The following is a 24,322-nucleotide window of genomic DNA, read 5'->3' on the forward strand; positions in this document are numbered from 1 at the left end:
TACACTGTCGGGAAACGAAACACGAGGAGGAAATTACGTGGCCCAGGGAAAGGCTCATCACAAGATATCCAAACAGCGCGGCCGGCACCCGCTTCCCCGCCGTACGGCGATGGGTGCACGGACGGTTTCGTCCATGCCGCAGGCCCCCCAGTCGGTGACCGTCATTCCGAACAGCGCTGACGCCGTCGACGCAGACGAGTGTCTCCTGCCCTTGTTGTTGTTGTTCGGCCTGTGGGGCGGTGCCTCGGCAGCGCGCAGGCGCGCGTACGCAGGTGGTGGATACGGCCCGGGCGGTTATGGCGCCTACGGAGCAGGCCCTGGCGCAGGTGCGTTCGGCCGCGGCGGGTTTGGCAGATTTGGCGGATATGGCGGAAACTTCGGCGGTCCCTGGGGCGGCCCAGGGGGGCCCGGATACGGTGCGGGCTATCCAGGCGCGTGGGGCAGCCCGGGCTGGTTCGGGCGCGGCGGCTTCTTCTGGTAAGCTGCCGCAAGCCATCATGGGGCCTGGCTTGCCTGCAGCAAGCGCGGCCCCATGCGGCTTGTGACGTCGGCGCAGTGTTCAAGGAACAACCGGCGTGGTCGTGCACGTGGTTGTTTTGTACACCGGCACAAACAGGAAGAACAAAACGAAGATAATCAGGAAAACGACTGCCCAGCGTGTATACCCCCCAAAGACGCCATAGCCGTACATTGCCGTTCCCTCCTTGCGAAATTTTACATGCCTGCGTTGTCAATAGATGCGCATCCCGCACATTCCGAAATGGATAAACGTCCATTCTCACCGACGTGCGGCTGCCAGGAATGCGCAAGCCTTGTGATATAATGAAAAAAGTACCTCAGATGAAGCGCCACCGAAATTCTTCCGGACGGGAGCGGACTGTTCATGCTGGCTGAAGCGGACGACTATGAGCTGAAACAGACCTTGTGGCAAACCGAAGGCCCTGTAGTTGTCTTCTTCCACACCCCGCTTTGCGGCACGTGCAAGGTCGGCCGCAAAATGCTTGACGTTGCCCTCGCAGCCCTCCCAGACATTCCAGCCTTCGCCTGCAATCTGAATGCCATGCCCCACTACGCACAGGAGTGGCAGATTGAAAGCATTCCCTGCCTGGTGGTCGTGGAACGCCTGAAAGTCGTGGAAAAAATCTACGCCTTCCAATCCGCCGGACACCTGTTCCGCGTCTTGCAACCCTACTGCAGTTAATCCGCCTATCCACTTCGGACATCCGTTTGCCGGCCCCCTTTTGAAGCACCTATGAAACCCATTGTGAAACCCCTTGACCACCCTTGTACGCAATTTCCCGTCAAAAAAAGTTCACAAACGCCTCTGTTCATCGCTGATTACGGTGTTATAATACAGCACATAAACATATGCTGTTGTTATAAAACACAAGCAAAACAAAAGGAGGCTGTCATTCATGACGCGGAGAGAAGAAGAAGCCCGGAAGCTGCAGGAAGCGTGGGAAACTGACCCCCGATGGGCGGGCATCACACGTCCATACAGCGCAGAGGACGTCATCCGTCTGCGTGGTTCGCTGCAAATTGAACATACCCTCGCCCGCCGCGGCGCACAGCGGCTGTGGCACCTGCTGCACACCGAGCACCATGTGAAGGCCCTCGGCGCCCTCACCGGGAACCAGGCCGTGCAACAGGTCAAAGCGGGTTTGAAGGCCATCTACCTGAGCGGGTGGCAGGTCGCTGCGGACGCAAACCTGGCTGGACAAATGTACCCTGACCAGAGCCTGTATCCAGCGAACAGCGTGCCGCATGTCGTGCAGCGCATCAATCAGGCGCTGCAGCGCGCCGATCAAATCCACCACGCGGAAGGCAATGACGACATCGACTGGTATGCCCCGATTGTCGCGGACGCAGAAGCCGGGTTTGGCGGCCCCCTGAACGTATTCGAACTCATGAAATCGATGATTGAAGCTGGTGCGGCCGGGGTTCACTTTGAGGACCAGTTGTCATCGGAGAAAAAGTGCGGCCACATGGGCGGCAAGGTGCTCATCCCGACCGCCAACGCCATCCGCAACCTCGTGGCGGCCCGGCTGGCGGCTGACGTCTCGGGCGTCCCGACGCTCATTGTCGCCCGCACGGACGCAAACGGCGCGCACCTCATCACCAGCGACATCGACCCGCGCGACCACGAATTCCTGACCGGAGAACGCACACCGGAAGGATTCTTCCGGATGCGGGGCGGCCTCGACGCAGCCATTGCGCGCGGCCTCGCCTACGCGCCGTACGCGGACCTCATCTGGTGCGAGACATCCGAACCTAACATCGACGAAGCGCGGCGCTTCGCAGAGGCGATTCACGCACAGTTCCCGGGCAAGCTGCTCGCGTACAACTGCTCTCCTTCGTTCAACTGGAAAAAGAAGTTGGATGAAGAGACCATCGCCCGTTTCCAGGACGAACTGGGCGACATGGGTTACAAGTTCCAATTTGTCACGCTGGCTGGGTTCCACGCACTGAACCACAGCATGTTTGAGCTGGCTCGCAAGTACAGCAAGCGGGGAATGGCGGCATATTCGGAACTCCAGCAGGCAGAGTTCGCCAGCGAGCCCTATGGCTACACCGCCACACGCCATCAGCGCGAAGTCGGAACCGGCTACTTTGACGAGGTGTCCCTGACCATCACCGGCGGTACGTCGTCCACCACAGCGCTGACGGGCTCAACGGAGGCCGAACAGTTCGTCGAAGCGTGACCGCTGTGTGAAACACCCAGGCGCCGGAGCGAGCAAGGCGCACCCACCCGCCACGTGAAAAAGCAGCCCCCTGGCATCCTGCGTCAGGGGGCTGCTTTCTCAGTGCTTTCCGCGTCATCCGGCGGGTCGGTCGGCAGCGAAATCTCCACCGTCGTCCCCTTCCCCACCACACTCCGAATCGAAAGGGTGCCTCGATGCGCCTCGACGATGCGGTGACTGACCATCAGGCCAAGTCCCGTCCCTTTCTCTTTCGTGGTGTAAAACGGTTCTCCCAGTTTGGGAATGCGTTCAGGCGGAATACCGCAGCCGTTGTCCACCACCTGAAAGGTCACCATGCCGTCGGGCCCGCTCCGGGAAGTGACGTGAATCGCGCCCCCCGTCGGCATGGCCTCAATGCTGTTCTTCAGCAAGTTCATGAACACCTGTTTGATGTGATTCTCGTCACACCAGATGGCTGGCATGTCCGAGCCCACGTCATTGACGATTTGAACATTGTTCAACATCGCCTGTGTCTGCATAATCGCGATGACCTGTCCGAGCATGTGACAGGGGTCAACGTAACGAAAGTCGGAAATCTGCGGCTTCGCAAACAAGAGAAACTCCTGAATGATGGACTCGATGCGGTCGAGCTCGGTCAGCATGATTTGAAAGTATTCATGCTTGCCGTCGACGGTCGATCGCATCAATTGAATGAACCCCTTTAACGACGTCAGCGGGTTTCGAATCTCGTGCGCGACCCCTGCCGCCAGCTGCCCAACCACCGCCAGCTTCTCCGACTTGATGATGAGCTCTTCTGCGCGTCGAAACTCCGCGACATCCCGGCCGACGAAAAACAATCCAGTGACTTCTTCGTCTCGCACGACAGGGACAATTTTCATCCCGAGATCGACAATGTGTCCCTTCTTATGTACCAGTCTCAGATATGAATTGGCGCGGCTGATTTGTCCACGAATCATGCTCTGGAACTGATCGTCGATGGACTTGTCGTAGTCAGGCGGAAGCAAATCATGATAGTGCATGCCGATCAGTTCATCGGCTGCGTACCCAACTGCGTCGCGGCATGACGCGTTTGCATGAACGATTCGCCCCTCTGGGGAAACCAGACAAATCGCTGCAGGGTTGTTGTCCACGAGGCTCCGATACGTAAACTCGCTTTCCCGGAGCCGCTCCAACTCCTCCTGCACCTGTCTGAACCCATCCGGGAGGCCGTCCATCCCCCCGCCGCCGTGCCCGTGACGCTTGAATGAAGTCATGCGATGGACTGTGCTGAACACACGCGGTTTGCTCTTGTCCATACTCCAACCCCTTCAAGCCTTACCCACCATCGACTTCGACATCTCGGGACGGACTCCTGCCCGCAGCCTACGACTGAATTCGTCTCGCGCCCACAAAATGAGCTGCCCAATAGGAAGTATTCATCCCCAGCACCTGCACTTCCGATCCCGATGCGCTGACGAAGCGGTCGCTGCCCGCGTAAATCCCAACGTGCGAAGCGCCCGATCCGGCCGTGTCAAAAAAGACGAGATCGCCAGGAAGCAGGTCTGCGCGGTCCACGGCCGACCCGGCGCTGAACTGACCGTAACTGGTGCGCGGCAAGTGAATCCCGAAGTGCGCATAAACAAACATGACAAACCCGGAACAGTCAAACCCGGACGGCGTGTCCCCGCCCCACTCGTACGGGGTGCCAACAAACTGTTCCGCGTACTGTACGACCTGGGTTCCGAAGACGCCCTGCGCGAGGGCTCCGTCCTGGTCTTCAGACCGGCTGCTGAGGGAAGCACTGGATGACGCCGGTGCGGATTTGGATGCAGCCTGTTTCGTTGTGGACACGCTGTTGCTGACAGAAACCGCCGCGGATTGCGAAACAGCAGGTTGAGACACCCTCGATTGCAAAGCCGCAGATTGCGAACCCCCCGACTGAGCGGACGCGGGTTGAGGTGAAGGACGCCAGCCCGGCGGTTTGACGAGGGACAGGTGCTGCCCGGCGTGCAGCGGCTGGTTGACCGCCAGGTGATTCCACCGCTCCAAGTCCGACAAGGAAACGTGGTAGCGGCGAGCGAGCGCCCACAGGCTGTCACCGGACTGAACGGTCACATAGCGAGGTTTGACTTGCCGAGTGTTGGTTTGCAGCATATCGAGGAGCGTCTGCCCCAGCCACAGGTCGGAGACGGGCCGAGGGGCTGTGCGCGTACGAAGGAGTGGCGCCGCCTTGACTGGGCGAGGCTTGGGGTGCGCAGCTGCCGCGTCCAGGGTGCGAACCGGTGCGGGCGTCGGTTCAAGCGGTTTGTCCAGCGCAGCCCGGCGGACCGCTGGATTTGTGGAGCACCAGGCCAATGCGGGAATAGACGCCAAACAGAAGGACGACCCAACAATCACGCGCAACGAATCTCGCAATCCTCCGATCGCTCCCTTCGCATGTGGTATGTGGCATTATAGTGTGTGGACAAGCCAGCCCGCAACTGCGCCTGTCCGCCTGCCGCACCATGCGCGGATCGCCCGTCGCCCCCATCCCTTGACCCGAATTACTTCACAATCAGCGCGACACCAAACAGAATGACCACCACGCCAGCCCACCGCCAGACGGAGACGTGTTCATGAAACACAAAGATGGCGATGAACACCGTGGCGACGTACGCCAGGCTTTGCAGTGGATACAGCAAGCTGATGGGCAGCTTGGAAAGCAGGTAAATCCACACCACCGTTGCAAGTGCGTACAGCACAATGCCAGCGAAAATGAGCGGAGAAAACAGCGCGGTAAACGCGCTGGTCCAGTGGGTAAAGGAAAGCTTCGCCACACCTGTTTTCCACAGCGTCTGCCCAGCCACGAGCAGGAGAATGTTGACGGCAATCAGTACGTAGTTCAGGATGCTCCCCATCGTTCCCTCAGCTTTCACGGTTGTGGTTTAATCGAAGTTCGTACATGTCCTTGTGCTGCTTGACAATCGTGTCCAAAATGAACCCGCACGTCAGCGCGTTGGTCGCCAGCAGAATCAAGCCGACGGCCAAAATCGCGGACGGCATCTTGTTGATGCGGTGCGTGAGGATAAACTCACTGATGACCGGAATGCCAACGGCGAGCCCGGCCAGCAGAAAGAGGAGCGCCCAGCAGGCAAAGAACGCCAGCGGTTTGTAGTCCTTGAAAATCCAGAACACCGTTTTGAGCACGCGAAACCCGTCCGACCAGGTGTTCAGCTTGGACACGCTGCCTTCCGGCCGGTCGCGGTAGTCAATCGGGATCTCGCGGATGGAGAACCGCTTGTCCAGCGCGTGCAGCGTCATCTCCGTCTCAATCTCAAAGCCTTCACTGAGCACCGGCATGTTCTTGACGAACCGGCGGTTGAACACCCGATACCCGGACATGATGTCGCACAGCTGTGCGCGAAACAGACGATTGATGAGGCCCCGCACCAGGCGGTTGCCCGCATCGTGCATGGGGCGCTTGTTCTCCTGACTGTACGACCCGTTGGACAAGCGGTCGCCAATCGCCATGTCGACGCCGTCGTTTTCCACACATTCAATTAACTCATGCACAAACTCGGCAGGGTACGTGTCATCCCCGTCGACCATGACGTAGATGTCCGCATCCACGTCGCGAAACATGGTGCGGACCACATTGCCCTTCCCCTGCCGGTGCTCCCGCCGGACAATGGCGCCGTTTTCCGCAGCGATGCGAACGGTGTCGTCTTTTGAGTTGTTGTCGTACACGTAGATGTCGGCCGTCGGCAGTTCCCGTCGAAAATCCTGCACGACCTTCGCGATGGTGGCCTCTTCGTTGTAACAAGGAATCAGCACGGCGATACGGCTGGAACGCCCGCCTTGCGGGTTCGTTGCATACCTGTCTGAAGAAGTCTCCCTGGGTGGATTGGAACGAACCTCACTCACGCCGTACCCGCCTCCGATCTCCGTCCGGCCTTGCGCGGTTTCCCGCTTTGCAAGGCGCCTGCCAAAAACTGCAGCAGAGCAAACAGCCCAATGAAGAAGAATGGCATCATCGGAAACGCATACCGCGGGATCGGCAGAAACGGAAGCTGGGTCACCAGCAAGTAAATGACCAGCCACGACACGACCCGCAATCCAGGTTTCCGCAGCAGCAACAAAAGCCCAAGCGCACCGACGATGACCAGCGCGGGCTGCAGGTGCAGAAACAACGCATCTCGTCCGAGCCACGGCTGTCCGAACAGAAGCCCCAGCTTATCCAGCGTATACCACTTCAATTCGCTCAGCGGATGTGTCGAAAACCCGTGCAGCGCACGCGTGATGGCGAGGTGTTCCTGCTGCGTGGAACTCAGCCCCCGGCCGAGGTTGGTGTCCACGGCAAAGTGGGGGTCGGACCCAAACAACAGCGGGTTTCCGACGTCCGTGTCGGTCAGCAGCAGCCGGTGAAACACCACCCAGTTGCGAATCCACCACGGCACCATCGGGATGAGAAAGCCAATCAAGTGGGCGAAAAACCCCGTGATGCCCTTTGCGGCAGTCCCCCCCTGGCCGTGGAGCCCGGCGCGGGAAAACTGAAGGAAACAGGCAGCGAGCCCCGCGAGCACCAGCGGCATGACGGTGGGGCGAACCAGCGCCGCCAGCCCAAGAATGAGCCCGCTCAGGAACCACCATCCGGCCGTTTTTCGTTCCAGCGAGATGAGGAACAGCCAGACGAAGGCGCACAACAGCGGGACAAACAAGGCTTCCGTCAGCAGCTGTCCATAGGCGCCGTGCGTCGTCGGATAGACAATCCACAGCAGTCCGACAAGCACCGCCCAAAAGCGGTTGAGCACGCGGCGGCTGATAAAGTACAGAACGCTCGCGGTCAGCGCCGCCAGCACCCATTGTGCCAAGAAAGCCAAGTGCATCCCCGCATGCGGGTGATTCGAGAGGTGTCCGCCAATCCAGTAGCAAACCGCCAGGAACAATGGATATCCCGGCGTCACCTGGGCATCCGGCCCATGACCCCAGTAGGTGTAAAAGTGCTTGGTCAACAAGACGCGGGCCGACAAGTCATAATGAACGGAGTCTCCATAGAGCTGATATGCGGCGGGCCCTGGAAAGGAGTGATACAGGTAGGCCAGCCCGACCACGGCGAGCGCCGCCGCCAACAGCCCGTCCCAGGAAGCACCGGTCTTCCACGAGCCTCCGGTTGTCTTCGATGATTTCTTCTTCGGCACGATGTCCCTCCGTCAAATTCCGCATATTCTCGACGTCCATCCTAGCGTACATCCACCCCGTACGCAACGCTTGAGGGGCTGAACAAAACCCTCCGACTTCTCGATTGAACGCGGAATATTCAGTAGAACCCCCAACAATCCGACAGGTCCCATCGAAACGTTATGACGTAAAGCGCGAAGTGCACTTCCCAGCGTGGAGGGGATCGTCAATGAACACGAAGCACATCGAGCCCAGCACCACAAGCGCCAGCACCTTCGGCGTCCTGCCCCACACGGCAACACCGGATCCATTGATGATCGCGCTCGGCGCCCTGCTGGCAGCCGCTGGCGCCGGCGGCATTGTGCCCGTGCGGCGCTGGCTGCAACGCGCCGGACAGGCGGGGCGGTGATGCGCCATGGCCACCACCCCCCGCGTCCGCAGCCGAAAGTCGTGGGTGCTCGCCATCCCGTTGACGGTGCTCGCCATCGGGATCGGCCTGCTGTGCTACTTCGGCTGGGACTACGCGCAGCAGACCGTCTTTGTCAACGACCAACAGGAGCCCACGTACGACGCCGCGGCCTACGGCCCGCGCTTGTGGCCCGTGAAACCGGCCGTCGGCACCAAAATCGGCGAGCTGGACATCCCGTCCTTGCACCTGGAAGCCCCGGTGATTCAGGGGACCGGGTGGAATCAGTTGAAGCACGGCATTGGTCACTACGCCTCCAGCGCACTGCCGGGTCAAGGCGGCAACGTCTTCGTGGCCGGGCACCGCGACACGGTGTTTACAAAGCTCCGCTATTTGAAAAAAGGCGCGGACATCATTTTCGAAACGCCCTACGGAAACTTTGTGTACCAGGCCACGTCGTTTCAGATCGTGAAACAGACGGACACCAGCGTACTGGCCCCAACCAACCATGAAACCTTGACCCTCATGACCTGCTATCCGTTTTTCTTTTTTGGATTCGCGCCTGACCGATACATCGTCCACACCAAGCTGGTGTCAGAACCGAACGCCGCTGCGCGCGAGGTGTTGTCCCAGGCGAGCCAGCACTCGTGATGAAGACGACCTCTCCAGGTGCGACGGCCTTTTTTTTGAAGAAATATTCCGCAAAAACTTTTGTGTACCCCTAAATTCGACAAATTTTTCAAGTTGAAAGCGCTACAATGATGCCGAATCACAACCGACCGGTTGTTCGAGGAGGCGGAAGTCGATGATTCAAATGAACGCAAAAACGGTTCTGCCAGCGGCGGCAATCGTCCTTTGCGGCGTTGGCGCCTACTGGGTCACACACTTGCTGGACAAACACCCGCATCCACATACAAGCTCGTCAACGGTTTCCGCGGTCAGCGGCAGCGCACCTTTATCCGCTGGGCCGGGGGCAGGCTCGGGCGCGGCGGGTGTCCTCACCGGACTGTCGTCAGGCACCCCGTCCGGGTCCGGCGCCGGCACTTCGCCCAGCCAAGGGGCCGCTTCCGGCGGAAGCGGCAACGGCGGGATCTCCGGACAGACCGGGCAAAACTCGAGCCATCCGGGCAGCAGCACAGGCAGCACATCCGGTGGCGGCGGTGCGGGAGACAGCGGCGGTGCCAGCAGCAACAACAGCGCCAGCGGGTCCAGTCCTTCCGCCGCCAACCCCTCGCCGTCCGGCGGGTCGCCGGCGAACAGCGGCCCTGGCCTCGCGGGCGGCCTGACATCCACGCTGACCGGCACCCTCAGCTCAGCCGTGGGTGCCGCGAACAACGCCGTGGGCACGGCGACCGGCTCGCTTGGCAGCACTCCGCTCGGCGCGGCTGCCAACCAAGTCGGTTCCACCTTGGGTGCCCTGACGGGGGGTGTCAGTTCAACGGTCAATCAGCTGGGCAGCACCTTGAACAGCGCTGCGGGCGCCGCATCGAAAGGCACCAGCCCGGCCAGCAATGCACTGGGCAGTGTCACCAGCACACTGACTGGAACGCTGTCGTCTGTAGGTTCCTTCCTCCGCTAGGAGGCATCGGGCGCGGGTTTGGCAGGCGTGATGAACCCGCGCCCCGCTGATGCCTCGCCCCGCTTATGTACGATAATCCCCATTGATGCGCACGTATTCGTAGCTCAGGTCACAGCCCCACCCCGTGGCCTCGGCGGTGCCGTCCTGCAGCGTGATGGACACCTGGATGTCCCGCGGCCGAAGCACGCGCTTGGCTTCCTCTTCATCGAATGGGACCGGTTCACCGTCCCGCATCAATTCGAGAAGTCCCGCCGCACTCGCGAACGCAATCGACACGCGTGCCACATCGAACGCCGCGCCAGCGCGCCCCATGGCTGCCAGAATCCGCCCCCAGTTCGCATCCTCTCCGAAGAATGCGGTCTTCACGAGACTCGAGGTGAGCACCGTCTTCACCAGCGCCCGCGCATCGGCCGCTGTGCGCGCCTGTCGGACCGACACCTCGATGAACTTGGTCGCGCCTTCGCCGTCGCGGGCGATTTCCTTGGCGAGAAATTCAAGCACGTACCGAAACGCCGCGCGAAACGTCTCAAACCCGGGATGCTGGGCGGTCAGTTCAGGGCCGCCCGCCATACCGTTGGCCAGCACCGCGACCGTATCGTTGGTGCTGGTATCGCCGTCGACCGAAATCATGTTGAAGGTCACGTCCACCGTCTCCCGCAGCAGCGTCTGCAGCGTGCCGCGCGGCAGACGGGCATCCGTCGTCACGACGCCCAGCATGGTCGCCATGTTGGGGTGAATCATCCCCGAGCCCTTCGCCATGCCGCCAATGGTCACGGGGGTACCGTCCACTTCCACCTGCACGGCAATCTGCTTGGGCACGGTATCGGTTGTCATGATGGCTTCCACGGCATGGCCCGCACTTTGCACGCCAGGTTCCAGCGCGTGGCATGCCGCGGCGATGCCGTCCAGCACCCGCTCGATGGGCAGCGGCACGCCAATCACCCCCGTGGAGGCGACCAGCACCTCGGACGCCAAAACCCCGCAGCCTTTTGCCGCCGCCTCTGCCATTTGCGCTGCGTGGCGCTCACCCGCTGCCCCCGTACAGGCATTCGCGTTGCCGCTGTTGATCACGATGGCCCGCACCGGGCCCCCGTTGTTCATCACGCCCTGCGAATACACAACGGGCGCCGCTTTCACCAGGCTTTGCGTAAAAACTGCCGCGGCGGTCGCATCTGCGTCGGACAGCACGACGGCCACATCGCGGCCCGACGGTTTGATGCCCGCAGCAACCCCCGCAGCCCGAAACCCGACGGGCGCCGTAACGCCGCCTTCTATGACTTTCATCAGGCGTGACTCCTCTCCCAATGGACACGCTTCGCTGTTTCCCGTACCGGCACCGCTTTAGTGCTTGGTGCCCATGACGGCCCGCCGAAGCACGTCCCCGTTCACTTCCGTTTCATCAAATGTCACAATGGCCAGATTTTCCGAAAGGTCCACATCGACCCCGGCCACGCCTCGAATGGATTTCAAGGCCTTGGTAACGGTGTTGACATTGAGCCCTTCCACAGAAATGTTCATGGTATCCACAATCCATCCCTCCGATCGCGGTTACTGTATCACGAGATCAAAGGGATTATCCTCGCCCCGTTGCACCCACACCCGCTCGGGGACTTCAGGTCTGCCGAACAAGTAGCCTTGCATGTGCTGGCAACCCACGCGCTGCAAGAACTTGCGCTGCGCCTGCGTCTCCACACCTTCCGCAATGACATCCACATGCAGCGCGCGCGCCAGGGTGACAATCGAGGTCACAATCGCCGCACTGTTGCGATGGTCGGGCAAATCCCGGACAAAGGATTGGTCGATTTTCAGACAGTCTACCTGATAGCTCCGCAAATAGCCAAACGACGAGTACCCTGCCCCGAAGTCGTCAATCGTGATTTTGATGCCCATCCCCCGCAGCACGTTCAGGTTGTTCAGCACCGTCTGATTATGGCGAACAAAGGTGGATTCTGTAATCTCAAATTCGAGATACCTGGCGTTCACCTGCAGGTCGGCCAAAATCCTGCGCACCCGTTCTGCGAAGTCCTTCTCTTCCAACTGCCGCACCGAAATGTTGATCGCGACGTGGAGGCGGCCCCACGCCTTTTGCTGCGCCACAGCCTGACGCAGCAGCCACTCGCCAATCGGCACAATGAGGCCGCTCGTCTCCGCCAGCGGGATGAATGTCGCTGGAGAGACCAGCCCGCGCACGCTGTGACGCCACCTGGCCAGCGCCTCGACGCCAATGAGCCGGTTTGATGCGGCGTCCACCTTGGGCTGGTAGACCACGTACAATTCTCCGCGCTCCAGCGCGAACCGCAAGTCCTGTTCGAGTTCCAGCTCGGCGATGCGGCTCTCCGGTTCCGCCGCGTTGTCCTGATAGTAAATCACCCGGCTGCGGCCCCCCTGTTTGGCCGAGAACAAGGCCAAATCCGCGTTTCGCAGCAGCGACTCGACACTTTTTGCGTCATCCGGCATCACACTCACGCCGAGGTTGCACGTCATGGGCGTGAGCCGCGTCTCCAATGGGAACGGCTCGTCGATCACGGCGTGGTGCACCTTGTCCACCATGGATTTGAGGGCTGCGGGGGACACGTCCCGCAGCAAAATCGCAAATTCGTCCACGCTCAGATGCGCCAGGACCCCGTCGCTCGGCAGGACGCGCTGCACCCGTTCTACGACCAGCCGCAGCAGCTGCTCGGCTTGTGACCGCCCGAGCGCGTCCGAAATCACGTTGATATGATGGAGCCCCATCATGACCACGGCGATGCTGGACGGACGCGCGGCCGGATCGGCAGTCAATTTCTGCAAGTATTCTTCCAGGTAGGTGCGGTTTGGCAGCCCCGTCACCGGGTGGGTATACGCCAACTGGTGCAGAAGTTCCTGACTCCGTCTTTGATAGCTCACATCGTGCGCCAGCAGCAACCAGGCTTCCTGTCCTTCAAACGTAATCGGCTTGCCCCGCAGCTCCACGTCAAACGAGGAACCATCCGCGCGCACAAACTTGACGGCCAGCGGCGGCCCTGGCATCGACAAATCCTGCGCACGACGCATCAGCAGCGGTACATCCTGCGGATGCACGAACTCCCAAACGGACCGGTCGTCCATTTGTTTCAGTCCCAGCTGCTTCAGTCCCGCTTGATTGATGTACAGACAGCGGCTGCCAGCGACGACAACGACCATCTCAGGGAGCATTTCCATCAGGGTTTCATGTTGTTCGTGGATTTCCTCGAGTGCTCTGCCATCCACAGTACGCCCGCTCACACAGGTTCCCCTATCTCTGCACGAAGATTGACGAACTTTGTCTCGTCAAAATATTTCGCGATCGCGCCATGATCTTCCTGCTGACGGAAGGTTACTGTATGGAGAAAGCTTGGTCCAAATCACGCAAGAGATCGCCCGCGTCCTCGATGCCGACCGACAAGCGCAGCAGCCGCTCCGTCACCCCGCACTGCTCGCGAATGTCTTGCGGAATGTCCGCGTGCGTTTGTCTGGCCGGGTACGTTAGCAGTGTTTCCACGCCGCCCAGGCTCTCCGCAAACGAAATCAGTTTCACCGAGGCGAGAATATGCGCAATTTGTGTACTGTCCTTCACTTCAAACGCAATCATCCCGCCAAACCCGCGCGCTTGCCGCACGTGGATGTCCCGGCGGGGATGGTCCGCCAGCCCTGGATAATATACTTTTTCGACCGACGGATGCGCGCGCAGCCAGTCCGCAATCGCCAGACTGTTTTGCTCATGCCGTGCCATCCGCAGGGCCAGTGTCTTCATGCCGCGCAGCAGCAGCCAAGCGTCCTGCGGGCCCAGCACCGCGCCAATGGAGTTTTGCAGAAATCCGATTTGCTCTGCCAACGTGTCATCGCGAACGACGATGAGGCCCGCCATCACGTCGTTGTGTCCGCCCAGGTACTTCGTCGCAGAATGTACGACGATGTCGGCACCGAGTGCCAGGGGCTGCTGAAAATAGGGTGTCATGAAGGTATTGTCTACAACCGTCCACACACCATGCGTACGCGCCAGCGCCGCGCATGCTGCAATGTCGGTGATTTTCATTGTGGGATTGGACGGGGTTTCAATAAACAATGCCTTCGTGTTCGGCTGAATGGCCCGCTCCACCGCCGCCAGGTCCCCCGTGTCGACGTAGGCCGCCTCAATCCCAATCCTGCCCAGGACCTGCTGGAGAAGCCGATAGGTCCCCCCATACAGGTCGTTCGAGGCGACCAGGTGGTCACCAGGCCTCAACAGGCCAAACACCGTGCTGATCGCCGCCATCCCCGACGCAAAAGCAAACCCGCGGACACCCTGCTCAAGGTCCGCGATGGTCTCCTCTAAAATTTGGCGTGTCGGATTGCCGGTTCGGGTGTAATCATACCCCGTGCTTTGCCCCAGTGCTGGGTGCGCGTAGGCGGTGGAGTAATACACCGGCGGTGAAATCGCACCCGTCGCCGGATCGCGCCGGTTGCCCGCCTGCGCAAGTTTTGTGTCGAGTCGAAAGTCCGCTGGTGCGCGCGTTACTTGTTCACTTTCGTGTGGGTCGGTTCGCTCCATGCTGCCTGATCGCCCTCGCATTGTCATTTTGAATTCTACAATAGGCGTTCCTGCCCAAAAAGAAAAGGCCTGCCCGAAGGCGTGTTCGAGGCGAGCGCGAATATGGATATCCGGATCACGTTTCACTATGAAAAGTCGGATACCATTGTGTTACGAAATTGTGGACGCCACGACGCTGCACTTGGCCGTCCTTACCCCCCAAAAAAAGAGACGGCGCATCGCCGTCTCCGAATCTTCCTCTCACTGCCCAAACGGATTGCCGCTCGAGAACGGACTCGACCCGAACGGGTCGCTGCCCCCCTCGTCGCCTCCGCCGTACCCATACTCACCTGAACTCGGCGTCGTGGTACTATCGTTCAACGCGGACGTGTCTTCCTTCCCAACGGTCACGGTCAACACTTTCCGCGTGCTCCCGCGGTAGATGGTGACTTGAACCTTCTGACCCGGCTGCAGTTTGAACAGGTCGGTTCGTAAGTCAGCCGAGGACTGCACGGTTTGGCCGTTGATCGCGACGATCACATCGCCTTGCTGCAGCCCTGCGGCCTTCGCCTGGGCGGATGTGACCTGCTCCACGTAAACCCCGTAGTTGACCGGCACGTTCGGCCACATGGACTCCGGCAGCTCAGACAGGTCATAGGCTTCGATACCAAGTGCAGGGTGGACAGCGGTCCCTGTTTTAATCAGTTCCGCCGCAATGGTCTGCACTTCGTTGGACGGGATGGCAAAGCCCATTCCTTCAAAGCCCTGCTCGACAATCTTGCTGCTGTTGATGCCAATCACCTGTCCGTCAATGTTCAACAGCGGCCCGCCGCTGTTCCCAGGGTTGATCGCGGCATCGGTCTGGATGACCGGTTGATAGTCGAGCGTCGTGCTGCCGTCGGGGGTTTCCACTGGCATGAGGCGCTGATCACCGCTGACAATCCCGGACGTCACCGAATCTTCAAAGTCAAGCCCCATCGGGTTGCCAATGGCGATGGCAGGCTCGCCAACCTGGATATCGTCCGAATTCGCAAACACTGCAGGCTGCGTATTGTCAAAGTTGGACACCGGCACCTTCAGCACCGCCAGGTCCGTGTACGGGTCGGTTCCGACAATCGTGGCTGCGACGTGCTTGCCAGACTGCAGGACGACTTCCACCTTGCTTCCGCCTGCGACGACGTGGTTGTTGGTCACAATATAAGCACTCTGTCCGTCTTTATAGAAGTACACGCCCGATCCGATATCGGATTCCTGCAGCTGCGATTGTTGGTTGAAAAAGTTCGACACCGACGTGTAGTTGACCACTGCAACCACATCCGGTTCGACACTCTTCACGACATTGGTAATCTGGTCGTTCACGTTGACGCTCACGTTTTTCGTCACGCCGGACGGTGCCGTCGAACTGGGAGACGCGAGCGTGGAAACGGCACCTTGCCGATCGAGCAGAGGGATGGCTGCCAGTGTGGCACCGGATCCGACGAGCGCGGAAAGGACGACGACACCCGCCCACTTCCAGATGCTCGTGTTCCCTCTCTGACGTGCACCGCCTGGTTCACCAATCGAACCTTTGTTGTAGAAACCCACAAGTGTTCGCCCCTCTCCATGACGCCCCGCAGGTTCGCACCCAGGGGCCGTTTTTGCTGATTCGCGTCGATCCCATGTGATCGCTGCTATCCAAAGGTATAGCCAAGAAAGATTGAAATCAGTTCAAAAAGAAAGCCGCCAGCGGCGGCGAAGGGACCCAATTTGCAGCATCAGGAACCAAAATTGCATCACGACGACATGTTTCGTCATCAGGAAGTGAACCGGATGGGACCACTGCCAAACGCCGTCACGAGGTCGTTGGCCAGCAGTGCGCCGGCCAGCGCATGTCCCGCTGCATCTGGATGCCAGCTGTCGCCATAGTAGTTCTGCCAGGTTTGATGGTGGGCTTTTAAATACGCCTCCATTTGGTGGTATACGTCAAACACGTACACATTCTTGCTGTGGAACGCCTGTGCATCGGCAATCTCGTGCGCGATGTACACCTCTTGCATGGGGTGATCGCCCTTTTGTGAGGCCTCCGTGACGGGCGGCGTCACCAGCAGCACGACCGCGTGGACGGCCAGCGCCTTGGCAATTTGGTCGTGAATCGCGCTGTCAAAGACAGCCAGCGATGACTTGGCGTGCATGTCGTTGAGCAGGCCCCAGGACAGGACGACAATCTGCGGCTTGTCCGTCTTCAGGTCACTTTCATAGAGCCCGGGCTTTTCTGTTTCAAAGTAGTCCGCCTGCCCCCCGTCCACCGTCCGGTCCACGATGTGATAATTGGTATTCGTACTCTGCTGCCTCGCCGCAAACGCCCGTTTTAAATAGGAATCATCATGTGGATCCGCCCAGCCGTGCGCCATCGATCCGCCGAACACATCGACCGTTTCAGTGCTCAGAGAACTGGCGAGTCCTTTCGGGTCTGTGTGCTGCGCCAGCGTGACAGCGGTCGACGCTGGGCTCTGCTGCCTGGAAACACGCCATCCAACCGCAAACGCCGCTGCCGCAATCACGACGACGAAGGCGACAGACGCGGGCGCCTTCCATAACTTTCTCCTCTGCCTCATCTTGGTGTTCTCCTTTCCTCGGCTCCCTCGCACATTCCTGAACACGCCGCGCTTCTCCGGATGTTCACTGGAAATTTCGCGGGTCAAAGCGGCGCTGCCAGGGTTCATTCGACCTTTGATTTTTACCATACAGGCTTATGTTTCTGCAAAACTTCCTGTATCATTACCTCTAGTAATTCTTTCTCATGAGTTTCTCATATTGCTCTCACCAAAGCTGAATTTCGTTGGTGAATTCAAGGGCGATTCAAGGGAGCCGCGATATGCTGGTCAAGATTTCACATCAAGGAGAGGATTGTCCTGAAGAGCAGACATCTGTATGAAATCGACCTGATGCGAGCGTGCATGATACTCGGCGTCATCTTCGTACACGTTGTCTCTGCGATTGACGCGGTATCGACGCCGCTCTCGGTTGCAAATATAGGGCTGGACATGGTCCTCATGCCCCTGCACTTTACGCGTGAAGCCTTCATGTTCATTACAGGGCTGGTCCTGTTTTATACCTATTATCACAAACCATTCAGCACAACATCCTTCTGGTCGAAACGCTTCAAGCTCATCGCGATTCCGTATGTGTTTTGGACGGCACTCTACATTGCGTTTATCGGTGTCATCAGTGGTCCTGGCTATGACTGGGCGCCTGTGAACCTGCTGCACGTGTTTATTCGAGCGATTTTGACCGGGAACCAGTACTTCCTGTACTTCCTGGTCATCTCCATTCAGTTCTACTTTGTGTTCCCGCTGCTGTTGATGATGATGCGCAAACTGGAACGGTGGCACGGCTGGGTACTGCTCGTCAGCTTTCTCGTCCAGCTGGGCTTGATGGGCATCGTCCAGTGGGTGGTTCCCGTCCTGCCGACGGACACCTACCCGGTCTGGCTGAGAACCATCATTCATTACGAAGACCGATTTGTTCTGTCCTATCAATTTTGGTTCATCGCAGGTGCTGTGTTCGCTGTTCACTACGAGCGGATTCGGACGTGGGTCCTCTCCCACCGCAGCACGGTGTGGTGGAGCATGGCCGCCGGCGTCGCAGGGCTTTGGTGCTATTACGCAATCGCCCGGTTCATCTTCCATGAGTCAGATGCGGCGGTCGTCAACGTGCTTCAGCCCGTGATGGTGCCGTACGCATTTCTCGTCTCGGTCACCTTGATGGTGATTGGCGTATCCTGGGCCCGCGTACGTGAAGAGCGGTCCATGCGGTTCGTCTCACCGCTCGTGCGGTTCTTTGGCGGCGCGTCCTTCGGCATCTTTCTCGTTCATCCCATCATGCTGCGCTTTGTTGACCAAGCGGTCGGCCTGCTTCACGTGAACGGCATCGACCGGATTCCGCTGATTCCATTGATGGCGGTGGTCACGTACTGTGCCTCCGGCGTCGTTGCGTACTGCTTTGGCAAGGTTCCGTTGTTCAGCTACGTCGTCGGTATCAAAACGCGGCTTCCGAAGCTGAACCGTCCGGACAAAGTTTCAACGCCAGCATAAGACGACCGTATCGCTCAGAGATTCATCTTGTAGGAGGTTTTCACTGATGCAGCAGTTTCATGCGCACACCGATCGGAGAATCCAGGTCAACCTGTTGTCGCGCCTCGATCGCATCCCCATCACAAAGACGATTGTCGGTGTCATCGCCTTGCTTGCGCTGGTCTGGCTGGCGGAAGCGTTCGACATCGGCATCGTCGGGCCGGTGCTCTCCACGCTGGAGAAAACCTGGAGCCTCTCGAGCTGGCAAACGGGCCTGTTGGCCATCTCCTCCACGCTCGGTGTGGTGACTGGCATGATTCCGGCGGGGTGGCTCGCCGACCGCATCGGACGCCGCCGGGTCGTTCTGTTCGGGATTTTGTTCTTTTCCATCCTCACGCTGCTCGGGGCAACAGCCTCCAACTACTGGCTGCTGCTTGCCATTCGGCTGCTGGCAGGTATTGGCGAAGGCGCCGTCTTGCCGATGCCGTACCTGTTCTTGTCTGAGTTCGTGAACAGTCGGCGGCGCGCCGTCAGCGTCGGGTATTCGAACGGCATTTTGACCGCAGCCTACGTCATCCCCAACTTGGCATCGCTGTGGGCTCTGCATACCTTCGCGCCCGACTTTGCGTGGCGCATGCCGTTCCTGTTAGGCGGCATTCCGCTGTTGATGCTGATCCCGATTTACCGCTGGCTGCCGGAGTCGCCGCGTTACCTCTTGGAGAACAACCGCGTCGGCGAAGTTCAGACGATGGTGGAGCGGCTCGAACGCGAAGCCGGCCTCCAACACGATACAGCCCTGTACGATGAGCGCGTCGCCGTCACCTTGGAGCAGGACGCGTTTGACAGCTGGATTGCCTTACGTACGATGCTGCGCGCACCCTACCTCGGCCGAAGCTTGATGGTGGTGCTGCAGTTGACCGCGGCGCTCATCCTGTTCTATATCGTTCAAGTGTTTGGACCCTCCCTGTTTCTGTCCCGCGGCATCGCGACCGGCAATGCGATTTTGTACGCCGGCATCATGATGGTCGTGGCCGGGGTGGGATCTGTGGTGCAAGGCTACCTGTCGGACCGCCTGGGCCGCAAACGCATCCTGTTCGGCTACGCGGTGCTGGCCGCTGCAGGCTGCCTGCTCTTCGCCTTCGGTTCCTCCGCGCCGCTGTTAATTGCGGCCGGCTTCCTGACTTCCTTCTTCGGCCTTGGCATCTTCCCGGTGTCGAAGCTGAGTGTGGCGGAACAGTACCCGACGGAACTGCGCGGCCGCGGCGTATACCTGAACGAAATGACCGCGCGCACCCTGAGCGGGATTGTGACCACCTACTTCATCCCGTTCTTGCTGAAAGCAGAGGGCAGTTCCTTCATTTTCATCGGCATCTCGATTGTACTCGTCGCCTTCAGCCTGCCCTACTTCCTGCGGGCCCGGGAAACGGCACGGGTGCACATGGAAGAGGCTGGGACACGGCTGCCTTTCCAGTTGATTGAAGCGGAAGTTCGCGCCTGAGCGAACGTTCACGGGCTGCACGAAACGTAAACCGAATGAGTACAAGGAGGCATCGTCCACATGTCCCGATTGACACAGGCGATTGAACGTTCCCTATCTCGAGTCGATGCAAAGCTGATTTTCGATCACGGCCGCTGGTTTGACGCACGCGAAACAGCCGACGATGTGGCGCGCATCCAGTGGAGACTGCAAGCGCTTGGGGTGCATGCTGGCGATCGCGTCTTCATCGCGCTGCCGAACTCCTATGAGTTCACGGTACTATATGTCGCGGTCCTGACGTATGGCGCCATCGCTGTACCGATGAACCCCGCGATGCCGGCGCCGGAATTGGCAAAGACGCTGGGGAGAGCAGACGTGTCCGCCGCGTTCATCGGGCGCAAGTGTGCAGACGGCTGGGCCGACGTCCTGACGGCAGCTGACCTTTGCGAAGTCGGTGCAGCGGACGCCCGAGGCGGCGCCGCATCCGGCATCGACGACCGCATCAGCCTGTTTGTCCGGTCCGCCTTGGCCAAGGCGCCTGCGGCGTCCGGCAGCGAGTCCGCGTCAAGTGTCAGCGACGACGCGCCTGCCGTGTTGATGTTTACCTCGGGGACGACTGGCGATCCAAAAGGGGTGCTGCTGCGACACCGCCACCTGTGGGCCGCGGTGCAAAACGTGACAGGCAGTCACCAGTTGACAGACCAGGACGTCGCGTACTGTATTCTGCCGCTGTTTCACATCAACGCGCAGGTGATTGTTTTCCTGTCGACGTTGTGTTCGCAAGGCAAGCTGGTGATGGCCGAACGGTTCAGCGCCTCTTCGTTCTGGACGACCATTCAGAAACACGGCGTCACCTGGGTGTCGGCAGTGCCGGCGATTCTCACCATCCTGGCCAAGAAGGCGCAGGACCTGCAAGCCGCAGCCTCTGGCGACGGCACACAGGTGCAGGCCATGGCGCGTTCGCTGCGCTTCATCCGCAGCGCGTCCGCGCCGCTGCCCACCGCTGTGATGCGGCAATTCGAATCGACCTACGGCGTTCCGGTCATCGAATCGTACGGCATGACCGAAGCGGCGGGACAAATCTGCATCAACCCACTGCCGCCGGGCGTGCGGAAGACGGGGTCAGTCGGCATTCCCTACCAGGTACAGCTGCGCATCGTCAGCAGCGACGACGACCGCCGCGTGCTCCCCGCCGGACAGACGGGCGAAATCGAGATCCGCGGGGACAACATTATCGAGTCCTACGTGCAGACCGGAGCGTCGCTGCCAGCGCAGCCGAACGGCCGTGCGGCGGCCAGCGCCGGTGCTGAGAGAGGTGAAGACCGTCCCTGGCTCCCGACGGGGGATTTGGGCTGCATGGACGAGGACGGCTATGTCTACATCACCGGCCGCGTGAAGGAAATCATCAACCGCGCTGGCGAAAAGTTCAGCCCGCGCGACGTAGAGGAAGTCCTGTACGCACATCCGGATGTGGAGAAGGCGGCCGTCGCAGGTCTCCCGGACGTCACCTATGGCGAACGCGTCATGGCGTGGGTAATTCAGCGGCCGGAGAGCAGCCTGCCGCCGGAGACCCTGGCTGCGCAGTTGCTTGACCTGTGCCAGCGGTCACTGGCCAAGTTCAAGTGGCCGAGCGAAATTCAAATTGTTGACAACCTCCCCGTCGGTGCGACCGGCAAGGTCAAGAAGCACATGCTGCGGCAAGAGCCGATTGCAGGGATGAAGCGCGTCCTGTCGTACTCCGGCGCAGGCGCCCTGTAACCCCCCCATTGCTGCCACTGGAACAGATTTGCGCACAGGGCCTGTCACCTGCGAACGCCGCGGGACAGGCCCTTTTCCGATCTATGTGCGGTCTTGGATGAATTTTATAGGCCCTTTTGGCTAACAAAACCGTTATAGTGGAATCAGACTCTGGACGCCGTTCGCTGCGGCCGCCGCTTCATCAAATGCAATCCGCTCTTGACCACCCATGATTTGAACAGAGGAGAATGTTGCTGTGAAACGCCTGTGGCCATTTCGACGCGAACCGATGTCGTATCGCTCGGAGGACCATCCTCAAACCAGTGACCATCGGCGCCGGACCTATATCTTCCGGGTGAATGTGGTTTCCTTCTCGGTTTTTTTCGCCTTATCGTCCTTGATTTTCCGACTCGGCTACCTGCAAATCACCAAAGGCGCCCAACTGAAGACACAGGCTTTGACCACCTCTGTCCAGTACATCCCGGTCCTGCCCGCGCGCGGGCGCATCTATGATGCCAACGGCAACCTGCTCGCGTACGACCAGCCCACCTACAGCGTGTACCTGACCCGTGTTCAGCACGTCAACGATGACACAGCCACCCTGTCCAAGATGGCCGCGCTGCTCGCGCCCGTGTTCCACAAGACCACGGCGCAAGTCCTGCAGCTCATGAAGGCGGACAAGCAGTACACCACAGTCACGTTGTTCAAGAACATTACCACCGACCAGCTGTCGTTCATCAGTGAACACCAGGCCCAGCTGCCTGGCGTCAATGTGGAGGTCGATTCCGAGCGCAAGTACCCGTACGGCGACTTGGCCGGCCAAGTCCTCGGCTACGTCGGACCCATCACACCGCAAAACAAGAAGTACTACGTCGACGAGCAGCACTATCTGCTCATGCAGCAAGTCGGCGCAGCGGGGCTGGAACTGCAGTATGAAAACCAGTTGAAGGGCAAGGTCGGCTATCAGGAAGAACAGTACAACACGGTCAATAACGGCGTGAAGCCAGTCGGGTACATCCCGCCTGTATCAGGCAACAACCTGCAGCTCACGCTGGACGGGGCACTCGAGGCCGACACGCAGAACGCCGTCCTCAAGGCTATTCAGTCGTTTGAAAGCGAAAACCACACCCAGGTGCAAGACGCGGCCGCCGTGATGATTGACGTCAAGACGGGCGGTATTCTGGCCATGGTCAGCTACCCCTATCTGGACCCCAACTGGTTTGTCAACGGGGACTTCACCCTGCACACCAACTACCTGCAGAACGGGGCAGAGATGAACAACGTCATTCAGAACCCACATGCCCCAGGGTCCACGGTGAAACCGGCCAACCTCATCACTGGACTGGAGCACGGTGCCGTCACCCCCAACACGGTCTACGACGACTCGGGCGTCTGGCAGTGGATTGGCAACTATCACATGCATGAAGACGCCAGCTACGGCCTGGTCGATGACGTGACCGCCATCGCCGTGTCCGACGACCGCTTCTTCTACACCCTGGGCTTGAACCTGGGCGGTTGGCTGGGCAGCTCTCCGTACGACGGCGGCTACCCGCGCGGCGGCAACCTGCAGCGGTGGCGGGACACGGACTTCATCAAAGGCCTGCTGATGCTGATGCAGGGGGAGATGCGGTTCGGGCTCGGACAAATCACCGGGATCGACCTGCCGGGTGAACAGGCCGGGGCCTTCTACATGGAGAACCAGTCCAACAACACGATGGTGACGATGTCGGCGAAGGACGTGCAGTCTATCGCACAGACCGTCGCCAAGCAGGGCTCGTACACGAACTACGGCAGCCCGTACGACCTTGCGGCGATGGCCTTTGGTCAGTCGCAGCAGTTCACGCCGATCGAACTGCTGCAGTATGTATCGACCCTTGCGGACAACGGCAAGAAGCTGCAGCCGCACCTGCTGCAGGCAGTCTACCCGCCGGGACTGACCCAGAACTTGTCCACAGCGAATGAAAAGCCGCTGCAGACGGTTGCGCCCAACGTCCAGGCCACGGTCAACATCAACCCGACATATCTGAAACTCGCGCAGGAGGGCATGTACGCGGCCTGCAATACGCCCCAGGGCACGGCCTATCCGAGCTTTGGCAACGCCCCCTACAAGGCCGCCGGAAAGACGGGCACCGCCGAAATCACAATGGGCAGCAAGTCCATCAACAACTCCGTGTTCATCGGCTACGCGCCGTACAACAACCCGCAGATCGCCGTCGCCGTCATGGTGCCTGGCGCTGGCTACGGGGCAGTCACCGCCGTGCCGATTGCGCGTCAGATGATGGACTTCTACTTTGAGGAACACCATGCCAACTTCATGCCGAAAAGCACGTGGGTCCCGACCACCATTCCCGCGAACTGGACGCAGTCCCCGGCCTACAAACTGCCTGAGCAGTCCAACTAGCCGCGCACCGCGAACAAGCCGCCCCGGGGACACTGTTCCCCCGGGGCGGCTCGATGGCACCTGGTTATCCTTCCTCTGACGACGCGGCGCACCCCGGGGCGCGTACCACGGGTGCTGTGTCCCGCGGTTTCGCGCAGCGGACAAAGGCCACCTTCATGTTGAGAATCCGGAAAATCGTCAGCCGGATGAGTTTTCCTCTGCACCGAAAGTCCGTCCGGCGGCCGCGCATCTGCTGCGTTTGTCGTTCCAACCGCCAAAGTTTTTGATTGATTCTCCTCAGCTTGTCGGTCTGCTTGAACACGGTCTGTCCGCGCTCCTTTCCCCC

Annotated in this window: 23 protein-coding genes; 10 read left to right on the top strand and 13 right to left on the bottom strand. The window is 59.9% G+C overall.

The window, feature by feature from the left end:
- The first annotated feature begins 37 nt into the window (after positions 1–37).
- The gene (locus JI721_RS04345; protein ID WP_274456845.1) at positions 38–481 is read left to right on the top strand and encodes a hypothetical protein; all 444 of its coding nucleotides are present in this window, start codon (positions 38–40) and stop codon (positions 479–481) included.
- 78 nt (positions 482–559) lie between these two features.
- On the opposite strand, the gene JI721_RS04350 is transcribed toward JI721_RS04345, so the two are convergent.
- Positions 560–691: a hypothetical protein gene (locus tag JI721_RS04350; RefSeq protein ID WP_274456846.1), complete on the bottom strand. Its 132-nt coding sequence runs from the start codon at positions 689–691 to the stop codon at positions 560–562.
- A gap of 192 nt (positions 692–883) precedes the next feature.
- Between JI721_RS04350 and JI721_RS04355 the strand changes: the two genes are divergently transcribed.
- Both JI721_RS04355 and aceA read left to right on the top strand, forming a co-directional pair.
- Positions 884–1,201, top strand: coding sequence for a thioredoxin family protein (locus JI721_RS04355; RefSeq protein ID WP_274456847.1), 318 nt, complete (start codon positions 884–886; stop codon positions 1,199–1,201).
- A 214-nt stretch (positions 1,202–1,415) separates the two neighbouring features.
- Positions 1,416–2,702: an isocitrate lyase gene (aceA, locus tag JI721_RS04360; RefSeq protein ID WP_274456848.1), complete on the top strand. Its 1,287-nt coding sequence runs from the start codon at positions 1,416–1,418 to the stop codon at positions 2,700–2,702.
- A gap of 83 nt (positions 2,703–2,785) precedes the next feature.
- Here aceA and JI721_RS04365 read toward each other — a convergent pair whose 3' ends face one another.
- From JI721_RS04365 to JI721_RS04385, 5 genes are all read right to left on the bottom strand, one after another.
- Positions 2,786–3,997 carry a PAS domain-containing sensor histidine kinase gene (locus tag JI721_RS04365; protein WP_274456849.1) on the bottom strand — a complete coding sequence of 404 codons (1,212 nt, stop codon included), beginning with the start codon at positions 3,995–3,997 and terminating at the stop codon, positions 2,786–2,788.
- A gap of 67 nt (positions 3,998–4,064) precedes the next feature.
- On the bottom strand, positions 4,065–5,096 hold the full coding sequence (locus tag JI721_RS04370) for a C40 family peptidase (protein WP_274456850.1): 1,032 nt from the start codon (positions 5,094–5,096) through the stop codon (positions 4,065–4,067).
- Positions 5,097–5,224: 128 nt separating this feature from the next.
- Complete coding sequence (locus JI721_RS04375; RefSeq protein ID WP_274456851.1) at positions 5,225–5,578, bottom strand: EamA family transporter; 354 nt, start codon at positions 5,576–5,578, stop codon at positions 5,225–5,227.
- Between the two features lie 7 nt (positions 5,579–5,585).
- The gene (locus tag JI721_RS04380; RefSeq protein WP_274457666.1) at positions 5,586–6,500 is read right to left on the bottom strand and encodes a glycosyltransferase family 2 protein; all 915 of its coding nucleotides are present in this window, start codon (positions 6,498–6,500) and stop codon (positions 5,586–5,588) included.
- A gap of 80 nt (positions 6,501–6,580) precedes the next feature.
- On the bottom strand, positions 6,581–7,858 hold the full coding sequence (locus JI721_RS04385; protein ID WP_274456852.1) for a glycosyltransferase family 39 protein: 1,278 nt from the start codon (positions 7,856–7,858) through the stop codon (positions 6,581–6,583).
- Between the two features lie 209 nt (positions 7,859–8,067).
- Here JI721_RS04385 and JI721_RS04390 point away from each other — a divergent pair, with 209 nt between their 5' ends.
- The 3 genes from JI721_RS04390 (at position 8,068) to JI721_RS04400 (ending at position 9,823) form a co-directional block, all read left to right on the top strand.
- Positions 8,068–8,247, top strand: coding sequence for a hypothetical protein (locus JI721_RS04390; protein ID WP_274456853.1), 180 nt, complete (start codon positions 8,068–8,070; stop codon positions 8,245–8,247).
- A 6-nt stretch (positions 8,248–8,253) separates the two neighbouring features.
- Positions 8,254–8,895, top strand: a complete 642-nt coding sequence (locus JI721_RS04395) for a sortase (protein ID WP_274456854.1) — start codon at positions 8,254–8,256, stop codon at positions 8,893–8,895.
- Between the two features lie 154 nt (positions 8,896–9,049).
- A complete protein-coding gene (locus tag JI721_RS04400; RefSeq protein WP_274456855.1) occupies positions 9,050–9,823 on the top strand; it encodes a hypothetical protein in 774 nt (257 codons plus the stop codon).
- A gap of 63 nt (positions 9,824–9,886) precedes the next feature.
- Here JI721_RS04400 and argJ read toward each other — a convergent pair whose 3' ends face one another.
- From argJ to JI721_RS04430, 6 genes are all read right to left on the bottom strand, one after another.
- Positions 9,887–11,107 (bottom strand): bifunctional glutamate N-acetyltransferase/amino-acid acetyltransferase ArgJ, encoded by a 1,221-nt coding sequence (gene argJ, locus JI721_RS04405; protein ID WP_274456856.1) that lies wholly within the window; start codon positions 11,105–11,107, stop codon positions 9,887–9,889.
- 57 nt (positions 11,108–11,164) lie between these two features.
- Positions 11,165–11,341, bottom strand: coding sequence for a heavy-metal-associated domain-containing protein (locus JI721_RS04410; protein ID WP_274457669.1), 177 nt, complete (start codon positions 11,339–11,341; stop codon positions 11,165–11,167).
- Positions 11,342–11,371: 30 nt separating this feature from the next.
- Positions 11,372–13,066 (bottom strand): putative bifunctional diguanylate cyclase/phosphodiesterase, encoded by a 1,695-nt coding sequence (locus tag JI721_RS04415; protein ID WP_274456857.1) that lies wholly within the window; start codon positions 13,064–13,066, stop codon positions 11,372–11,374.
- 91 nt (positions 13,067–13,157) lie between these two features.
- Positions 13,158–14,351: a trans-sulfuration enzyme family protein gene (locus JI721_RS04420; RefSeq protein ID WP_274456858.1), complete on the bottom strand. Its 1,194-nt coding sequence runs from the start codon at positions 14,349–14,351 to the stop codon at positions 13,158–13,160.
- A 240-nt stretch (positions 14,352–14,591) separates the two neighbouring features.
- On the bottom strand, positions 14,592–15,914 hold the full coding sequence (locus JI721_RS04425; protein ID WP_274456859.1) for a S1C family serine protease: 1,323 nt from the start codon (positions 15,912–15,914) through the stop codon (positions 14,592–14,594).
- Between the two features lie 209 nt (positions 15,915–16,123).
- On the bottom strand, positions 16,124–16,924 hold the full coding sequence (locus tag JI721_RS04430; protein ID WP_274456860.1) for an SGNH/GDSL hydrolase family protein: 801 nt from the start codon (positions 16,922–16,924) through the stop codon (positions 16,124–16,126).
- Positions 16,925–17,254: 330 nt separating this feature from the next.
- On the opposite strand from JI721_RS04430, the gene JI721_RS04435 reads away from it, so the two are divergent.
- From JI721_RS04435 to JI721_RS04450, 4 genes are all read left to right on the top strand, one after another.
- Positions 17,255–18,403, top strand: a complete 1,149-nt coding sequence (locus tag JI721_RS04435) for an acyltransferase (RefSeq protein WP_274456861.1) — start codon at positions 17,255–17,257, stop codon at positions 18,401–18,403.
- Positions 18,404–18,449: 46 nt separating this feature from the next.
- Positions 18,450–19,880 (top strand): MFS transporter, encoded by a 1,431-nt coding sequence (locus tag JI721_RS04440; protein ID WP_274456862.1) that lies wholly within the window; start codon positions 18,450–18,452, stop codon positions 19,878–19,880.
- Positions 19,881–19,940: 60 nt separating this feature from the next.
- Positions 19,941–21,617 (top strand): AMP-binding protein, encoded by a 1,677-nt coding sequence (locus JI721_RS04445; RefSeq protein ID WP_274456863.1) that lies wholly within the window; start codon positions 19,941–19,943, stop codon positions 21,615–21,617.
- Between the two features lie 235 nt (positions 21,618–21,852).
- The gene (locus JI721_RS04450) at positions 21,853–23,997 is read left to right on the top strand and encodes a peptidoglycan D,D-transpeptidase FtsI family protein (RefSeq protein ID WP_274456864.1); all 2,145 of its coding nucleotides are present in this window, start codon (positions 21,853–21,855) and stop codon (positions 23,995–23,997) included.
- Positions 23,998–24,061: 64 nt separating this feature from the next.
- Here the strand turns inward: JI721_RS04450 and JI721_RS04455 are convergent, their stop codons facing one another.
- On the bottom strand, positions 24,062–24,298 hold the full coding sequence (locus JI721_RS04455) for a hypothetical protein (RefSeq protein ID WP_274456865.1): 237 nt from the start codon (positions 24,296–24,298) through the stop codon (positions 24,062–24,064).
- Between the last annotated feature and the right edge of the window lie 24 nt (positions 24,299–24,322).

The sequence above is a fragment of the Alicyclobacillus cycloheptanicus genome (genome assembly GCF_028751525.1).
Classification (GTDB): domain Bacteria; phylum Bacillota; class Bacilli; order Alicyclobacillales; family Alicyclobacillaceae; genus Alicyclobacillus_L; species Alicyclobacillus_L cycloheptanicus.